14 protein-coding genes are annotated in these 16814 nt (G+C 45.1%); 11 read left to right on the top strand and 3 right to left on the bottom strand.

Annotation, left to right across the window (positions count from 1 at the left end; all coding sequences use genetic code 11):
• Positions 1–222: 222 nt before the first annotated feature.
• The 4 genes from ABR189_RS02200 (at position 223) to ABR189_RS02215 (ending at position 6877) form a co-directional block, all read left to right on the top strand.
• Entirely contained in the window at positions 223–3333 is a 3111-nt protein-coding gene (locus tag ABR189_RS02200; RefSeq protein WP_354658804.1) for a SusC/RagA family TonB-linked outer membrane protein, read from the top strand.
• A gap of 22 nt (positions 3334–3355) precedes the next feature.
• On the top strand, positions 3356–4858 hold the full coding sequence (locus tag ABR189_RS02205) for a RagB/SusD family nutrient uptake outer membrane protein (protein ID WP_354658805.1): 1503 nt from the start codon (positions 3356–3358) through the stop codon (positions 4856–4858).
• A gap of 215 nt (positions 4859–5073) precedes the next feature.
• Complete coding sequence (locus tag ABR189_RS02210; RefSeq protein WP_354658806.1) at positions 5074–5784, top strand: RNA ligase family protein; 711 nt, start codon at positions 5074–5076, stop codon at positions 5782–5784.
• A complete protein-coding gene (locus ABR189_RS02215; protein WP_354658807.1) occupies positions 5753–6877 on the top strand; it encodes an AAA family ATPase in 1125 nt (374 codons plus the stop codon). The genes ABR189_RS02210 and ABR189_RS02215 overlap by 32 nt, the downstream gene beginning before the upstream one ends.
• 107 nt (positions 6878–6984) lie before the next feature.
• On the opposite strand, the gene ABR189_RS02220 is transcribed toward ABR189_RS02215, so the two are convergent.
• Positions 6985–7305, bottom strand: coding sequence for a hypothetical protein (locus ABR189_RS02220; protein WP_354658808.1), 321 nt, complete (start codon positions 7303–7305; stop codon positions 6985–6987).
• A 173-nt stretch (positions 7306–7478) separates the two neighbouring features.
• On the opposite strand from ABR189_RS02220, the gene ABR189_RS02225 reads away from it, so the two are divergent.
• A complete protein-coding gene (locus ABR189_RS02225; RefSeq protein ID WP_354658809.1) occupies positions 7479–8432 on the top strand; it encodes a helix-turn-helix domain-containing protein in 954 nt (317 codons plus the stop codon).
• A 23-nt stretch (positions 8433–8455) separates the two neighbouring features.
• Here ABR189_RS02225 and ABR189_RS02230 read toward each other — a convergent pair whose 3' ends face one another.
• Both ABR189_RS02230 and dcd read right to left on the bottom strand, forming a co-directional pair.
• Positions 8456–9130, bottom strand: coding sequence for a rhomboid family intramembrane serine protease (locus tag ABR189_RS02230; protein ID WP_354658810.1), 675 nt, complete (start codon positions 9128–9130; stop codon positions 8456–8458).
• A 210-nt stretch (positions 9131–9340) separates the two neighbouring features.
• Complete coding sequence (gene dcd / locus ABR189_RS02235; RefSeq protein ID WP_354658811.1) at positions 9341–9877, bottom strand: dCTP deaminase; 537 nt, start codon at positions 9875–9877, stop codon at positions 9341–9343.
• 170 nt (positions 9878–10047) lie between these two features.
• Between dcd and ABR189_RS02240 the strand changes: the two genes are divergently transcribed.
• From ABR189_RS02240 to lolA1, 6 genes are all read left to right on the top strand, one after another.
• Complete coding sequence (locus ABR189_RS02240) at positions 10048–10677, top strand: 4'-phosphopantetheinyl transferase family protein (protein ID WP_354658812.1); 630 nt, start codon at positions 10048–10050, stop codon at positions 10675–10677.
• A gap of 68 nt (positions 10678–10745) precedes the next feature.
• Entirely contained in the window at positions 10746–11249 is a 504-nt protein-coding gene (locus ABR189_RS02245; RefSeq protein WP_354658813.1) for a shikimate kinase, read from the top strand.
• Positions 11242–11631: a DUF423 domain-containing protein gene (locus tag ABR189_RS02250; RefSeq protein WP_354658814.1), complete on the top strand. Its 390-nt coding sequence runs from the start codon at positions 11242–11244 to the stop codon at positions 11629–11631. The genes ABR189_RS02245 and ABR189_RS02250 overlap by 8 nt, the downstream gene beginning before the upstream one ends.
• Positions 11632–11650: 19 nt before the next feature.
• Entirely contained in the window at positions 11651–13084 is a 1434-nt protein-coding gene (locus tag ABR189_RS02255; RefSeq protein ID WP_354658815.1) for an alpha/beta hydrolase family protein, read from the top strand.
• A 109-nt stretch (positions 13085–13193) separates the two neighbouring features.
• Positions 13194–15860, top strand: a complete 2667-nt coding sequence (locus ABR189_RS02260; RefSeq protein WP_354658816.1) for an FtsK/SpoIIIE family DNA translocase — start codon at positions 13194–13196, stop codon at positions 15858–15860.
• A gap of 132 nt (positions 15861–15992) precedes the next feature.
• Positions 15993–16661, top strand: a complete 669-nt coding sequence (gene lolA1 / locus ABR189_RS02265; protein ID WP_354658817.1) for an outer membrane lipoprotein periplasmic chaperone LolA1 — start codon at positions 15993–15995, stop codon at positions 16659–16661.
• The last annotated feature ends 153 nt before the right edge of the window (positions 16662–16814 follow it).

Raw genomic sequence — 16814 nt, forward strand, 5'->3', positions numbered from 1 at the left:
ACAATTTATGCGTAATAGGGGTAGGATACTATAGGATACTCGTTAAAAGAGTAGTGTATACATTTATACCTTCCGGGCCCATGTCCACGTTACCATATTTGTTTACCATATTAGTTTCACGTTATTCATGTTTATTCACGTATCATATTTTTTCATTTAACCATTATTTTCTTGTTATTCATGCTCGCATAGAATAGCCTTGCTTATTTAAACCGTTTTGTTATGAAGAACTACTTACTCCGGCACAATGCCGGGCTGCTAAAGGCATGCCTGGTAATGTGGCTGCTGCATGCAATGATTAACCCAGTCTATGCGCAACAAATTAATGTAAAAGGTATTGTTACAGATGTGAAGGAAGGAAATGCCCTGCCTGGTGTAACCGTTTCCATCAAAGGCACTTCCAAGGGGACTTCTACAGATGCTACCGGTGCTTATCAGCTAAGTGTAGGTAAGGATGCCATATTGGTGTTCTCCTATATTGGCTATAAAACACAGGAAATAAAAGCGGGTAGTACTACTTTAAATGTACTGCTGGAAGCTGACAATACGAGCCTGAATGAGGTAGTGGTAGTGGCTTATGGTAGCCAGGAGAAAAAAGATCTTACAGGATCAGTTACTTCTTTGCCTGCCAAAAGTGTGCAGGACCTGCCAGTAACCAGTATTGACCAAAAGCTGGCCGGACAGGTAGCGGGGGTACAGGTGAGTAATATCACCGGCACCCCTGGCGGCGGTACTGCTATTAAGATAAGAGGATCCGGTTCTATTGGAGCCGGCGATCAACCGCTGTTTGTAGTAGATGGATTTGCCTTGTCTAATTCTTTCGGGCAGATTTCCAATCCACTTTCTTTCCTCAATTCAGATGATATTGAATCCATTACTGTATTGAAAGATGCTTCCTCTACTGCTATCTATGGTTCCCGTGGTGCCAATGGGGTGGTGCTGATCAATACAAAAAAAGGAAACAGCAAAGCACCTGTTGTAAACTTTAATATGTATTACGGATTACAACAAACACCAAATAAGGGGCGCCCTCAGATGCTGAATGCAAGGGAGTTTGCACAGTACCGGAAGGATATTATTTTTGATGAGTTTGCTTCCAGGGGCCAGGTGCCCACAGATGCGGATATTCCGGTTGAATATCGAAACCCGGAGCAATATGGGGAAGGTACTAACTGGTATAATGAAATATTACGGGTAGCTCCACAACAGAATTATCATGTATCCGTAAGTACCGGCAATGAAAACTACAAAGGATTCTTTTCGCTGGGCTACCTGAAACAGGACGGTACAGTACGTTATACAGGATATGAAAGAGTAACGGGAAGGGCTAATGTGGAAGCCAATATAGGCTCCAAAATAAAAATAGGGGTACATATAGCGCCCTCATTTTCTAACCAGGTGACCAATTATTTTGAGAGCGATTTTGTGGATGTAGTGACCCGCAGTTTGTGGCTAAGTCCTTTGGTTCCAAAATATGATAAGAACGGTAACCTGACACAATATATTAAATCTCCGGGGATGTATGAAGCGCCCAATCCGCTCATCAGTTTAAGGGATGCGCCTACTAAAGGAAAGAGTATCAGAGCGCTGGCTACCAGCTTCATAGAATATGAAATTACCAAAGGCCTGAAGTTTAAATATAGTTTAGGTGCTGACTACGCCAATTTTTCATCGTTTACTTATAATCCCACTTCAGTGGGTGGTGCAAACACACCTCCGCCAGTGCGGGCCAACTCCGCTACAGGACGCAGTTATAGTTTTAACTGGTTGTCGGAAGCATTATTGTCATATGATAAAAGTTTTGGAAAGGATCATCGCATGAGTGCATTGGTAGGTTATACCGCCCAGAAGGAATTATACGATGGCATCAATATAAATGTGGAAAACTACCCGGATGATATTGCACAGACCATCAATAATGCCACTATCGTTTCGGGATGGGGACAAGCTGTGCAGGAGTGGTCTTTATTATCTTACCTGGCACGTTTGAATTATACATTTAAGGACAGGTATTTGTTTACGGCTACTTTCCGCGCTGATGGTTCCTCCAGGTTCGGGCCTAATAACAAATATGGTTATTTCCCTTCCGGGGCATTTGCCTGGCGTGTTTCACAGGAGGATTTCATGAAAGGTATTTCATGGATTGATGATATGAAACTGCGGGTGAGCTATGGATTGTCCGGTAACAACAATATCGGGAACTACACTTTTTTACCATTGGCCGTAAAGTCAAATTATGTATTTGGCGGGCAACTGGCATCGGGTAAAGGCCGTTCCTCTCTGCAAAACTATGATCTTACCTGGGAAGAATCTTCTCAATGGGATGCAGGGATTGATCTTGCATTGTTTAAATCCAGGGTGAACATAGTGCTGGATTACTATAGAAGGATTACGCGCTCTATGTTGTATGTGAGTGAGATTCCGCAATCTTCCGGATTTGCCAGTACCACGATTAATTCCGGTGAAGTGCTGAATCACGGGGTGGAACTGGGTATTACTTCCCAAAATACGAAGGGCGCCTTTGAATGGAATACCAATTTTAATATCGCCTTTAACCGGAACAAAGTATTGGCATTAAACGAAAACAATGACCCCATTTACAGTGGACGCAGCGGAGAAGGTTCTTTCACACATAAAACAGAAGTAGGAAAGCCTTTAGGACAATTCTACGGGTATGTGATAGAAGGGATTTACAAGGATCAGGCTGATCTGGATAAATCACCTAAGCATGTGACTTCGGTGGTTGGATCTATAAAATACAAAGACGTGGATGGCAATGGTGTCATTGAAGCAGTAAAAGATTTTGAAGTGATCGGTAATGCACAGCCTGATTTTATCTGGGGGCTGACCAATGATTTTAAGTTCAAACGTTTTGACCTGAGCATATTGATTAATGGTTCACAGGGAGGACAGGTACTGAAAACCGCCAATCAATACCTGAACAACATTGATGGCATTTTCAACGTAGACCGGAGAGTATTGAACCGGTGGCGGTCGCCCGAACAGCCCGGAGATGGCAGAACACCCACAACAAATGGCGCAAGGGTGATTTACCGGGATATTAATTCTGACTGGGTAGAAGATGCTTCTTTTGTGAGTATCCGGAATATTACACTGGGATATACTTTCCCGGAGAAGCTGTTAGGTAAAACACGTTTCATCCGTTCTACCAGGATTTACGGAGGTGTACAAAATGCCTTTATGTTTACCCCTTACAGTGGTGCCAATCCGGAAGTAAGCAGGAATGGCAGTACAGTACTTACACCGGGAATGGATTTTACCAATTATCCGGTAGCAAGAGTGTATACATTGGGCGCCAACTTTTCATTTTAATGACCATTTAAATTGCGGAAGAATGAACACGTTTAATCAAAAAATATATAGCATGCTCGTAGTGCTGGTGATAATGACCAGCGGATGTGGTAAAGATTTTCTGAAAATAGATCCGAAGACAGATGTAAATGCAGACAGTTATTTTAAGGATGAAAATCAGATTAACCAGGCTGTGTCAGGTGCATATGTACCTATGCGTGATCTGACTAAATCATTTACCTGGATCTTTCTGGAAATGCGTTCGGATAATACTGCTTTTCAATACAATAATAAAGACAGGGGATCGGAGCAGCGGGAATTTATAGATGAGTTTCTGGTGACTGCCGCAGCGGAGCAGATAGGGCAGTTGTGGTCAGGTGCCTATACAGGTATTTCCAGGTGTAATGATATACTGGCAAAGATCATACCTGTAGAAATGGATGCTGCCAAAAAGGATCAGTATATAGGGGAGGCAAAATTTATGCGGGCTTATTACTACTATAACCTGGTGCAGTTGTATGGCGGCGTTCCCTTGCGGCTGGAGCCGGTGAATGGCCCGGAAGACGCACGTTCCAAGGGAAGAGCTACTGTAGCTGAGGTGTATGATGCTTTGGAAAGCGATCTGAAAGATGCTGCAGAAAAACTGCCACCTAAGTATTCATCCGATCAGGCGGGGCGGGCTACCAAAGGCGCCGCTAAAACCTTGCTGGCAAAATTGTATATGCTGAAGAAAAATTACAAGGCTGCTATCCCGGTATTAAGGGAAGTAATGACTTTAGGATATGACCTGCTGCCTCAATATGCCGATCTGTTTAAGCCTGTTAATAAGAATAATCAGGAGTCTATCTTTGAGGTGCAGTTTTTGGGAAGTGTGCCGGAGCTGGCCAGTAATTTTATGTACCAGTTCGTGCCTTTTACTTCCGGTAATATTATCACCAAAGATCCGAATAACAGGATTCTGGGCGGTGGTGCAGGTTGGAACATCCCTACAGAAGATATGCTGAATGCTTATGAACCAGGTGATAAGCGGAAAGCAATCTCAGTAAGCGAGGGGTATACAGATGAGAATAATGTTTTTGTAAAGGTACCTTATATCCGCAAGTATGTAAATGGTTTTGCAGATGCAGGGCGTACGGATGATAACTTTCCGGTATTGCGTTTTGCAGATGTATTGCTGATGCTGGCAGAATGTTTGAATGAGGAAGGGTATGCAGCCAATGGAGAAGCATTTAATTTATTGAACCGGGTAAGACATCGTGCTGACCTGGGAGATAAAAAGGCGGTTACAGTACCTGATCAGGCAGCTTTCCGCCTGGCCATTGAGCAGGAGCGGCAGGTAGAGCTCGCTTTTGAGAATCACCGGTGGTTTGATCTGGTACGTACTGGCAGGGCCGTTACAGTGATGAATGCACATGGCAAGCGGGAAAAGGCTACTAAGACCTATTTACCGGGTAACGCCTATGAAGTAACGGATAACAAGCTGCTGTTACCTATTCCGCAGCGGGAAGTAAACCTGGATAAACTGGATCAGAACACAGGATATTAGGATCCTTACCAACATCATAACTTCGCCGTATTACTACCAGAAAAATTTTTTCAGTAGTGATGCGGCGAAATTTTTTTTATTGCTTACCTTTGCCCTTCAATTAAAACTGCAAAAAACTTGCGCCATGTAATCTCACAGGCATACTAAATTCTGATGAAGCCTTCCCCTGGCGGAGAGGCCTGTGAATCTTTTTGTTTAAATAAAACCTTTATTACATGGCTATTTCACAAAAATATGGCCGTACCTATCATTATCCGTTTTCCCCGGGTACTACCAGTGATGACCGTATCCGGCATGATTACTGGGAATGCATTTCCCGTATACCCACATTAGTGCATACAGAAAAGCTGGATGGAGAAAACAATTGTTTATCAAGACATGGGGTGTTTGCACGTTCACATGCAGCCCCTACTACTTCTCCATGGACGGCTGGCATCCGTAGCTATTGGCAAAGCATCAGGCATGATATCGGGGATCTGGAAATCTTTGTAGAGAACCTGTATGCCATACATTCTATAGAATACCATAACCTGGAGCATCATTTTTATGTGTTTGCGATCCGGGAAGGAGAGCGGTGGCTGAGTTGGGAGGAGACCCGGTTTTATGCGGGAATGCTTGATTTGCCGGTGGTGCCGGAGATAAAAATAATAGATACTCCCCTGGAGCAAGGGGCATTTGAAAAAGACATATTACAGATAACGGGTGGCAGCGGCGCACTGGATCCTCATGACGCGTATACCGGATTGCCGGTAACGATGGAAGGGATTGTAACCCGCGATGCCGGCAGTTATGCGGTAGCAGATTTTGCCTCTCATGTATTCAAGTATGTACGCAAGGGGCATGTGAAAACAGATGAACACTGGACCCGCAACTGGCGTCGTGCCCGTTTAAAATATGAAGGAGGTACACATGTGGACGATAAGTAAACAACAGGACTGGGCGTACCTGGAAGGGTGTTTTGACTGGGTACGTGTAATGCAGGAGGTGCCGCAGGATGAACGTCATCATGCAGAAGGAAATGTGGCGATACATACACAAATGGTGCTGGCTGCATTAAAAGCACTGCCGGGCTTTGCAGCATTAGCACCAGCAGCACAGGAAGTATTATGGGCAGCAGCCTTGCTGCATGATGTGGAAAAGTATAGTACAACCGTACTGGAACCAGATGGCAGTATCACCTCAAAAGGGCATGCCCGCAAAGGAGAAACAAGGGCGAGGCAGATCCTGTACCGGGATATTGCTACCCCCTTTGAGATCAGGGAACAGATTGCCAAACTGGTGAGGTATCATGGCCTGCCCTTATGGATATTTGAGAAGCCAGACCCGCAGCGGGCGTTGATACTGGCCAGTATGGAAGTAAATACGCAGTGGCTGGCATTGCTGGCCAGGGCAGATGCCTTGGGGCGGATATGTGAAGATCAGGCAGAGCTGTTATACCGCATAGACTGTTTTGAAGAACTATGCCGGGAAAATAATTGCTGGGGAGCGGCCTATCCATTTGCTACAGACACCGCAAAAATGCATTACCTGCAAAGAGAGGAGGTATCGCCGGAATATGTGCCATTTGAAAAGCCACAGGTGTCTGTTGTGCTGATGAGTGGCTTGCCTGGTGCAGGGAAGGACACTTATGTGCAACGTCACTACAAACAGTGGCCTGTAATATCCCTGGATGATATCCGGGTGAGCATGAAGATCAAGCCTACAGATAAGAGTGGTAATGGACAGGTGATTCAGGCTGCAAAGGAAATGGCCAAAGGATACCTGCGTCAGCAAAAGGATTTTGTATGGAATGCTACCAACATTACCCGGCAAATGCGGGAGCAGCTGATAGGGTTGTTTTTAACTTATCAGGCGCGGGTAACCATTGTGTATATAGAAGTGCCTTGTCAGGAACTGTTGCAGCAAAACAGGTCGCGGGAGGCTATTGTCCCCGCGGCGGCCATGGAAAGGCTGATACAGAAACTGGAAGTGCCTACTTTAACAGAAGCACATGAGGTAGTATACGCTGTGCGCGGATAAAGAACATTGGTATTTAAAAAAAAGAAAGCGGGTATATCACAAGTTGATATACCCGCTTTTCTTTAGAAGGTCTGGCTTTCTTTATTGGGATGTCTGCCGGATAGTGATCATATAAGAATATCGCATTGAAAGTGATATTGACGGAACAGTGAAATAACCGCTGCGGAGATATCTTCCTGGCTTCGGATACGAAAGATCCTGTCACAATCTTCCAGATCAAAATTGCAGGCACAATCCGGGAAGTGAACCGCGCATAATTGTAAGAGTTTATCCGCATCTTCCCGACGGACAACATTGGTACAGAACACAGCTATCTGGTTGGGATCGGAAGATGTGGTTTGATACGTCTTTAAGCGGGCAGTGTCCGGAATAGCATGGTTTTCCGCCGTTGTTTTTCTGGCAGTTTTTTCCCTGTTTACAGTCATCATATGGCAATTTGTAGGGCACAAAATTGAACTAAACCGAAATTTTTCTACCCTGCGAAAAGGAGTTTCTACCCTCCCAAAAGGATAATTCCCCATCATATGTTTATAACCCCAAAATCTTTATTAACTTTCAAGTTCGAATCTCGGATCCGCAGATCGCTTCTCAAGCCTCCCATATGACGAATAAGGAAATAAGTTTAACAGCCTGTCCTGACATTGCTTACAATCAGGAGATGTACTATGTTGATGAAAAGGGAGCTGCCAGCCATGTGACCTTTAATGAATTCAGAATGGAAGGAGTGGAAGTGTTTTTTGCCAGCAGCAGGCAGGAGCGTGAAGTAGTGATGAAAGATCAGCGTAAGATACCCTCGCTGAACATGTACTTTTCCCTGAAAGGCTCCTGTGGTGCCGTGGAGGAAGACAAATCAAAGCATATTTACCTGGACGATAATGAACATGTTCTGGGCTTTACCCCTTACTTTAATGGCCATTATGAGTTAATCAGTCGGGAAATCCGCAATTTCGGTATTTGTATGGAAGAGTCCTTTTACCGGCGGTTTTATTCCAATGAAGTGGAATGTCTGCAACGTTTTTGGGAGGATGCGCATACAGGGCGGCCTGCCTTTATTTCTCCCCGGCCTATGCAGGCTACCTCCAGGCAGTTGCTGGTGATCCGGGACATGATGCAATGTGTATATAGCGGGCAAATGAAGGAATTGTTTTTTGAATCCAGGATCATCGAGTTATTCTTACACCAGGTAGAGCAGGCAGAAGGACTGAAAAATACTCAGCCGGTAAAAATAAAGGCACACCATATTGACCGGTTGCATGCTGCCCGGCATTTGATTCAACAGCACTTGTTTGATCCCCTGACATTGCAGGGCATTTCCAGACAAACCGGCCTGAATGAGTTCAGCCTGAAAAAAGGGTTTAAAGAACTGTTCGGGGTAACTGTTTTTGGATACCTGCATGAGCTGAAAATGAACTACGCCAGGAAAATGCTGCTGGATACTTCCTGTACTGTATATGAAGTGGCTTACACTGTGGGATATACGGAGCCCTATAATTTTTCCCGTGCATTTAAAAAGCATTTTGGATATCTTCCGGGGGAAGTAAGGAGGTACCGGTAAATCCACCTGGTTGTGTCTGCAGTTTAGTAACCATTTGTTTTAACAGGAACCACTTTCCGTTGTTTTTTTATATGCTCTCCGTATTTAAAACCTGTATACAGGCAGGCAATGTACGCCAGCACATATGCCATGTTGTGCTTGCAGATAAAGAGCATGCCGATGCATACCATCCCCGCATAGATGTATAATAAGGGGATCTTGTACTGTGTTCCCACTTTTATACGATGACGGGGGAAGAGTGTAATAGTTGCCGTCATGACACCCGCTACCGCACCAAAGGAACCTTCAAACATGCCATGATAACCAGAGAATACCGGAAATATGGTATGTGATAACAGGAAGGTGACTGCTGCCGCAACACTGCACAGCAGGTATAGCAGCAATATTCTTTTAATACCTATCCGCTGTTGTAATATATTCCCGAAGAGCCACAGCATACTCATACTGATCAATAATTCTGCTGTATTAATATGTACGAACTGGCAGGTGAGGATACTCCATACATTGGGCGCCCATTCGTGCAGGGCGGATGACAGGATCAGCCGGTGATGCAGCCATTCGTCGATGGCATAAAACCCGGTTAAATGCAGGATAGTATAGGTCATAAACACCAGGATATTTGCCAGGATAAGCATATTGATGCCGGTATTAAAACGAGCAGGCAAAGCCAATATAAGAGAGGTATTACGGTTTTTCATACAGCCACAGTTTTGAAGGTTAAAATGATTGCTTGCTGTTGAAAGTTTTACAAGGATCGGGCCAAAGGAGGACGCTGGCTTGGGTAAGTGTATGTTATTTCCAGATCAGTATGGATTTTTTAGGTAGGTGAATTGGCCACGGGAGGAGGGGAACAGCATAAAAAAAGGGCGCATCCGGCGCCCTATTGATCAATATGTTTTACAACAGTATCAGAATTCATTTTTCCACATCATGCTTTCTACCGGCTTAATCGTACGGCCGTTGTATTTTGCATTTCCTTTTTTGTTGTAGAATGTTTCTACTTCTCCTTCTACCACAAAATAGATCAGCTGGCCGATGGGCATTCCTGCATAGATGCGTACGGGTTGTGCACAGGAGATTTCCAGTGTCCAGGTATTACAGAATCCTACATCACCTTTGCCGGCGGTAGCATGGATATCTATACCTAAGCGGCCGGTGCTGGATTTGCCTTCCAGGAACGGAACATGCGCATGTGTTTCGGTGTATTCCAGGGTAACTCCCAGGTACAAGGTGCCGGGTTGGAGTACATAACCTTCTTCAGGGATTTCAAAATGTTCGATCTGGTTATGCTTGCGGGCATCGAGTATGCGGTCCTGGTAGGTAGCCAGGTGTTTCCCTAAATGCACATCGTAGGAATTGGTGCCCAGGTATTTCCGGTCGTAAGGTGCAATCACGATTGTACCTTTTTCAATTTCCTCCAATATCCGTTTATCTGACAGAATCATGATGGGTAGTTAGTATAGTTAGTAAATGAATAATGAAACTTTAACAATTTATAATGATGTGCCGGTTACCGGCGGCTGGTAACGTTATAGCCCCAAACCTGTATCCTGCAGCTTGCGGTGCAAAGCTATTTATTTGTCAAATCGCTGCCAAACTTTTAATTTGGCAAGATATGCCATTAATACGTACTATACAAGTGGATCCGGAAACGAGGCTGGGCGTGTGGAAGATTACAGAGGAAGAAGACTTTTTCCGTACCAGGGTGAATATTTCGGCAGCGATTCATCACCCTCATAAAAGGTTACAGCATTTTGCCGGCAGGTGTTTGTTGCTGGCTTTATTCCCGGACTTTCCGGTAGGAGATATCCGGATAATGGATAGCCGTAAGCCTTATCTGGGTTGTAATAGTTTTCATTTTTCCATTTCACATTGCGGGGATTATGCTGCCGCCATAGTGAGCAAAAGCACGGCGGTAGGTATTGACATAGAGGAACCCAGCAGTACGATAGAAAGGGTATCCCATAAGTTCCTGAGCCGGGAAGAGCAGGCATTTATCAGCGGGGAGCAGCCCCTGGCCCATAAAACGGTTTGCTGGAGCGCCAAAGAGGCTGTTTTCAAGTGGTATGGGCTGGGAAAGGTTGATTTTAAAGCACATATGCACCTGCATCCCTTTCCCTTTCAGCCTGCCGGCCATATAACCTGTGATTTTATGAAGGAGGATAAGAAAGCACGGTTATATTTGCAATACATAATGGAAAACGAACTTTGTCTGACATGGACCGTTCAAACCATGGCCTTATAAGCTGTGGAACCGTACTCAATAACCATGGTGCATGGGCTGTTAGTCATGGACCAATAAACTTTTATACCTTGAAAATCTTTTTACTGGGCTTCATGGGAGCCGGAAAATCTTACTGGGGGAAACAACTGGCCGAGCTATGGCAGTTACCTTATTATGATCTGGATGAGGTGATAGTAGAGGAAGAAGAGATGGCGATCAGCGATATTTTTGCCACCAAGGGTGAGGATTATTTCCGGGAGCGGGAGCGGGTGGTGTTGCGCGAGCTGGCAGAGGAAGAAAAGTTCCTGATTTCCTGCGGAGGAGGAACGCCCTGTTTTCAGGAGAATATGGATTTTATGAATGCGCATGGGATTACGGTCTGGATCAATCCATCTGTGGCAGCTATGGTAGACCGGCTGCAGCGTAAAAAATATAAACGCCCGCTGATCCAGGATCTGGATGATGAGGACCTGGTAGATTTTGTAGAAAAGAAAATGGCGGAGCGGTTGCCTTTTTATGAGCAGGCGCAGCATATCATCACCTCCGATAATATTTCATTGGATACTTTTGCCGAAAAAATAGAACATGCATAAGAACTTTCTCGTGTGGGCGGCTGTGTTAGGAGCCCTGGCTGTCATCTTTGGTGCCTTTGGCGCACATAAATTAAAAGAATTGGTACCAGCCGAAACGGTCAGCACTTTTCAGACAGGGGTTACCTACCAGTTTTACCATGTATTTGCCCTGCTGGCAGTAGGGATTTTATTTGCACATATCCCTGGTACCCAGCTGGTGTGGGCAGGCCGTTGCTTTATTATTGGTACCATCCTTTTTTCAGGATCGTTGTACCTGCTGACGATGTTGAAAATGACAGATACAGTAGGACTGCGGGGCATAGGGGCTATTACGCCTATCGGAGGAGTGTTTTTCATCGCAGGATGGGTGTGTTTGCTCCTGGCTGTATTGAAGGCTAAATAAAGCGGTTTTAAATATTATTATGAATTTAAAGTGTTTGGGGGCATTGTTGCTCGGGATATGCCTGTATGGCAATACGTATGCCCAGGGGAAGACTGGTTACAAAGAAACCTGGTACGGTGTTTTTAAAACCCCTGTGGGTGAAAAACAGCGGCTGGAAGTGATCCTGGAGAAAGAGAATAACAGCACCTACAAAGGGTGGCTGAAAGTAACAGATGCCGATGCGCCCCCTATTGCCCTGGAAGAAGTGGAGTACCGGGGGGATAGCCTGCGGTTCAGCATAGGAGATGGAAATACTTATGCCAGCAGGTGGGACGCCGTGAAAAAAGAATTCAACGGTCAGCTGGTCATGTTTGATGAAGCAACACCACTCACCCTTTCGCGGAAAGAGATCAGGAAAGAAGACCTTTATACACGCCCGCAGGAGCCCAGGCCTCCTTTTAGTTATCATACAGAAGAGGTTACGTTTGTAAATCCTGTAAGCGGGAATACCCTGGCGGGCACTTTTACCCGGCCGGATTATGTGACAGCCCAATACCCGGTAGTAATAATGATTACGGGGGCTGGTCCGCGCGATCGCAACAATGAGGTAGCAGGGCATAAGCCTTTCCTCGTGCTGGCCGACTACCTGACACGCAACGGGATTGCCGTATTGCGGTATGATAGCCGGGGTGCCGGGAAATCAACCGGAGATTATGAGCATGCAGACATATTCGATTTTGCAGAGGATATACGTGCGGCTATAAAGTTTATTAAAACCCGGAAGGATGTGGATACCGCTTTTGTGGGCCTGTTAGGTCATAGCCAGGGCGCTAATGTGGCGCAAATTGTAGCAGCAGGCAACAAAGCAGTAGCATTTGTAGTATCTATGGCGGGTACTGGCATTTCGGGCCGGCAATTGATAGACCTGCAATGGGAAATAGCTGGTAAAAGTACCGGGGCTTCCGATAGTGAGGTAAAACAGAAGCAGGAACAATTTAAAGACTATTTTGATCTGCTGGCCACCGAGAAGGATATGGCAGTACTGGTACCCAAAGCGACTGCAGCCCTGCAAAAAATTTATCAGGCTTCCCCGGATTCTGTGAAAGCCAGCATATCTGAAGAAGATTTTGTGGACCAGATACTTGGTTCGAACCTGCAAAAAGCAGCGTTATCCATGATGAGGTATAAGCCGCTTCCATACCTGCAGCAGGTGAAATGCCCTTTCCTGGGCATTAACGGAACGCATGATGTACAGGTAGATGCCAATGTAAATTTGCCCGCGATAGAGCGTGCATTGATGGAAAATGGTAATATGCAGGTAACAATACGTAAGTTTGACGGACTAAATCACCTGTTTCAGCGTTGTAATACCTGTACACTGGCTGAATATGGAGACCTGGAACAAACCATCTCTCCAATGGTGCTGGAATTTATAACCCATTGGATACAACATTTACCGGCAAAGGCGGGATAATTGCACACAACCAACATTATTGTCACACACTCAAAAAGAGCACTAATGGAATAATTTAGGGTGGAATTTATGAATATGTCATTTGCCGGGGTTAATTTTGAAGCGAATTATGTCCAAGAATAAACTGAAAACAGAAAAACCGGAAAGCAAGAAACCTCGGAGCAAGGATAACCCCAATGTGTTAAAGCAGGATAAGGAGCCTGAGGTGCGGGTAAAAGAACTGGTAAAGGATGAACGCACCCATAAGGTAATGGGCGTGATCTTTCTTTTACTGTCATTGTACTGCTTTATTGCTTTCACCTCTTACCTGTTTACCTGGGAAGAAGACCAGGACAAAGTGTTCCGTTATTCTTCCAGTGTATTGTTTATGGAAGATGTGAAGGTTGATAACCTGCTGGGCCGGTTAGGCGCGTTTGTATCCCACTGGTTCTTTTTCAAAGGCTTTGGTGTGGCCTCTTACCTCTTTTGTTATTTCTTTTTTATCATAGGTGTGAACTTCATTGTAGGCAGACGCGTATTCCGCATTATGCGCAATGTGAAGTATATTTTGTTTGGCTTGCTGTTTATCAGCACAGCCATGGCATTTTTAGCAGGCAGTGGTGGCTTTGCATGGGGCGGTGCGCTGGGAGATGCGATCAACAAATGGACTACCGGTTTTGTGGGTAAGCTGGGTACGGCGTTACTGTTACTTGTAGGCGGACTTGCCTGGTGTATCTGGAAATTTAATTTCGACTTTAAATGGCCTGAACCTAAGCCTAAACTGGTAGCGCCACCTGTACCTGTACCACCTGTTACTGCAGCTACTGCAGCAACTACAGCTGCCCCGGTTGCAGCTTCGCCGGCTATTACGGCTACCCCCCAGGATGCTGCCCGTAAAAACGGCCTCCGGCAGGATGGAGGCGGTATCGTGGTAATCCCGCCTGCCGAGGAGGAAGACTTATTACCGCTTGAATTAATAGAAAAAGAGGAAGAAGAGGAAACACCCGCCGCTCCTTCGCTGATCACCTACGTTCCACCTGTGGTACATCATACCCCACTGGTAATGTCGGAAGAAAGTGCACTATCCGAAGAAGAGGAGGAAGAAGAAATGGAAACGGAAGCAGCAGATGGTCCGCTGCTCTATATCGAGGAAACAATCACCGATACAGCACCGGGCAAAAAGAGGCCTAAAACAGACGAAGAAGTAGCTTTTGAGATAAAGTCTACTTTCAAGGATGAGGAAGAAGAAGCCGAAGAAATAGTAGTACCCAACAGGCCCGCCGCTCCGGTGGACCCTTATGACCCCTCCCTGGATCTGAGGGATTATAAATACCCTTCCCTGGATCTGCTGGCCAACCATAGCACGGATAAAATAGTACAGGACGCTTCAGAACTGGAAAAGAATAAGAACCAGATCCTGGATACGCTGAAAAACTATGATATTTCGATTCAGAAAATCAGCGCTACAGTAGGCCCTACCGTTACGCTGTATGAAATTGTGCCTGCTGCGGGGGTAAGGATTTCCCGGATCAAGAACCTGGAAGATGATATTGCCCTCAGTTTGTCGGCCCTGGGTATCCGTATCATTGCCCCCATTCCAGGGAAAGGAACGATTGGTATTGAGGTGCCCAATGTTAAAAAGAGCATTGTTTCGCTTAAAAATATGCTGGCATCGGAGAAATTCCAGACCAGTACCATGGATCTGCCTATTGCAATTGGGAAAAAGATTGATAATGAGAACTTTATAGCGGATCTGGCTAAAATGCCCCACTTGTTGATGGCAGGGGCTACCGGACAAGGTAAATCAGTGGGTATCAATACTTTATTGGTTTCCTTACTGTATAAAAAGCACCCGGCAGAGCTCAAGTTTGTACTGGTGGATCCTAAAAAGGTGGAGCTTTCCCTGTATAAACTGATCGAAAAGCATTTCCTGGCCAAATTACCGGGAGAAGAGGATGCGATTATCACAGATACCAAAAAGGTAGTGCATACACTGAATGCATTGTGTATTGAGATGGATCTGCGCTACGATCTGCTGAAAGAAGCGGGTACCCGTAATATCAAAGAGTATAATAACAAGTTTGTACAGCGGAAGCTGAATCCGCAGAAAGGACATCGATATCTGCCATTTGTAGTACTGGTAATAGATGAGTTTGCAGATCTCATCATGACGGCCGGAAAAGAGGTGGAAATGCCGATTGCCCGTCTGGCACAGCTGGCGCGTGCGGTAGGGATACACCTGATCATTGCCACGCAGCGTCCTTCGGTAAACATTATTACCGGTACCATTAAGGCTAACTTCCCGGCACGTATTGCCTTTAAGGTGTCTTCCAAAATAGACTCCCGTACGATCCTCGATATCGGAGGGGCAGAACAGCTGATCGGGCAGGGGGATATGCTGGTGTCGTTTAACGGGGAGCTGGTGCGTTTGCAGTGTGCCTTTGTGGATACACCGGAGGTAGAAAGTGTGGCAGAGTTTATAGGCCAGCAAAGAGGCTATTCAGATGCCTTCCTGCTGCCGGAGTATGTGGATGATAAGGACCTGGAAGGTAAGGAGATCAGCCTGGCCGACAGAGATCCGCTTTTTGAAGAAGCTGCCAGGATCATTGTTCAAAATCAGCAGGGATCTACCTCTCTGTTGCAACGGCGGATGAAACTGGGGTATAACAGGGCCGGACGATTGATGGACCAGCTGGAAGCAGCCGGTATTGTAGGGCCCAATATGGGAAGTAAGGCCAGAGATGTGAATGTGAAGACAGAAATGGACCTGGAGATGATTCTTAATGATTTGTTATAATATAACGGCGCCTGCTGTTTTTGATGCAGCTTTCCCGGAAAAACACGAATTTCGCATTTCTTTAACAGACCAACTTAAACGGATCGGCATAACATTTGTCTTATGTTGATAAGAAAACCAAAAAAAACAACGATGAAGAAAATTGTATTAATGGGAATATTGATTGGTGGAGTAGTATTTAACGGTACCGCACAGTCCAAAGGCTCATTGGGACAAAATGACCCTAAAGCAAAGACAGTGCTGGACGGGGTAAGTAAAAAGTTTAAAACCCTGAAAACAGTAGTAGCTAATTTTGTTTTAAAGGTAGAAGGGGCCAATAATAGCGTAAGTGATTCTAAAAAAGGAACGGTTTATCTGAAAGGATCCAAGTATAAGGTAACAATGGAAGGGCAGGAGATGATCAGTGATAATAAGACTTCCTGGACGTATGCCAAGGATGTGAACGAAGTAACGATCAACAACGTAGACCAGAACAGCGGGGCACTTACCCCTGCCAAATTGTTTACCAATTTCTACGATAAAGACTTTTTATACCGCCTGGAAGGAGAATCTACAGAAAAAGGTAAAGTGTTGCAGAATATAGAAATGACACCAACGGATAAGTCGAAGAACATCTTTAAAGTGTTGGTATCTGTGGATAAAAAGAATCAGAATATCTCCAAGATGAAAGTGTTTGAAAAGAATGGCAACCACTACACTTACGAGATCACTAATTTCTCTCCTAATGCCAAGGTGGATGATGCTACCTTTACCTTTGATGCCAAGAAATACCCCGGCGTAGAAGTAGTAGACCTGAGATAATCATTTATACAACATATTTATAAAACCGCCTGGAAGGGCGGTTTTTTTATTACCAGACAAAGGGGATGATATAGGTAAAAAAAATCATTTATATCCGGCATGGATGGTAGGCAGGATTTTCCTATTTTCTTACTACCTTTGGCAAGTTTCAAA

Origin of the sequence: Chitinophaga sp. H8 (assembly GCF_040567655.1) — a bacterium.
GTDB lineage: Bacteria > Bacteroidota > Bacteroidia > Chitinophagales > Chitinophagaceae > Chitinophaga > Chitinophaga defluvii.

Excerpts from the sequence above, each read along its gene's own strand:
- ABR189_RS02200 (WP_354658804.1), top strand. The coding sequence starts at position 223 with ATGAAGAACTACTTACTCCGGCACAATGCCGGGCTGCTAAAGGCATGC.
- ABR189_RS02205 (WP_354658805.1), top strand. The coding sequence starts at position 3,356 with ATGAACACGTTTAATCAAAAAATATATAGCATGCTCGTAGTGCTGGTG.
- ABR189_RS02210 (WP_354658806.1), top strand. The coding sequence starts at position 5,074 with ATGGCTATTTCACAAAAATATGGCCGTACCTATCATTATCCGTTTTCC.
- ABR189_RS02215 (WP_354658807.1), top strand. The coding sequence starts at position 5,753 with ATGAAGGAGGTACACATGTGGACGATAAGTAAACAACAGGACTGGGCG.
- ABR189_RS02220 (WP_354658808.1), bottom strand. The coding sequence starts at position 7,305 with ATGATGACTGTAAACAGGGAAAAAACTGCCAGAAAAACAACGGCGGAA.
- ABR189_RS02225 (WP_354658809.1), top strand. The coding sequence starts at position 7,479 with ATGACGAATAAGGAAATAAGTTTAACAGCCTGTCCTGACATTGCTTAC.
- ABR189_RS02230 (WP_354658810.1), bottom strand. The coding sequence starts at position 9,130 with ATGAAAAACCGTAATACCTCTCTTATATTGGCTTTGCCTGCTCGTTTT.
- dcd (WP_354658811.1), bottom strand. The coding sequence starts at position 9,877 with ATGATTCTGTCAGATAAACGGATATTGGAGGAAATTGAAAAAGGTACA.
- ABR189_RS02240 (WP_354658812.1), top strand. The coding sequence starts at position 10,048 with ATGCCATTAATACGTACTATACAAGTGGATCCGGAAACGAGGCTGGGC.
- ABR189_RS02250 (WP_354658814.1), top strand. The coding sequence starts at position 11,242 with ATGCATAAGAACTTTCTCGTGTGGGCGGCTGTGTTAGGAGCCCTGGCT.
- ABR189_RS02255 (WP_354658815.1), top strand. The coding sequence starts at position 11,651 with ATGAATTTAAAGTGTTTGGGGGCATTGTTGCTCGGGATATGCCTGTAT.
- ABR189_RS02260 (WP_354658816.1), top strand. The coding sequence starts at position 13,194 with ATGTCCAAGAATAAACTGAAAACAGAAAAACCGGAAAGCAAGAAACCT.
- lolA1 (WP_354658817.1), top strand. The coding sequence starts at position 15,993 with ATGAAGAAAATTGTATTAATGGGAATATTGATTGGTGGAGTAGTATTT.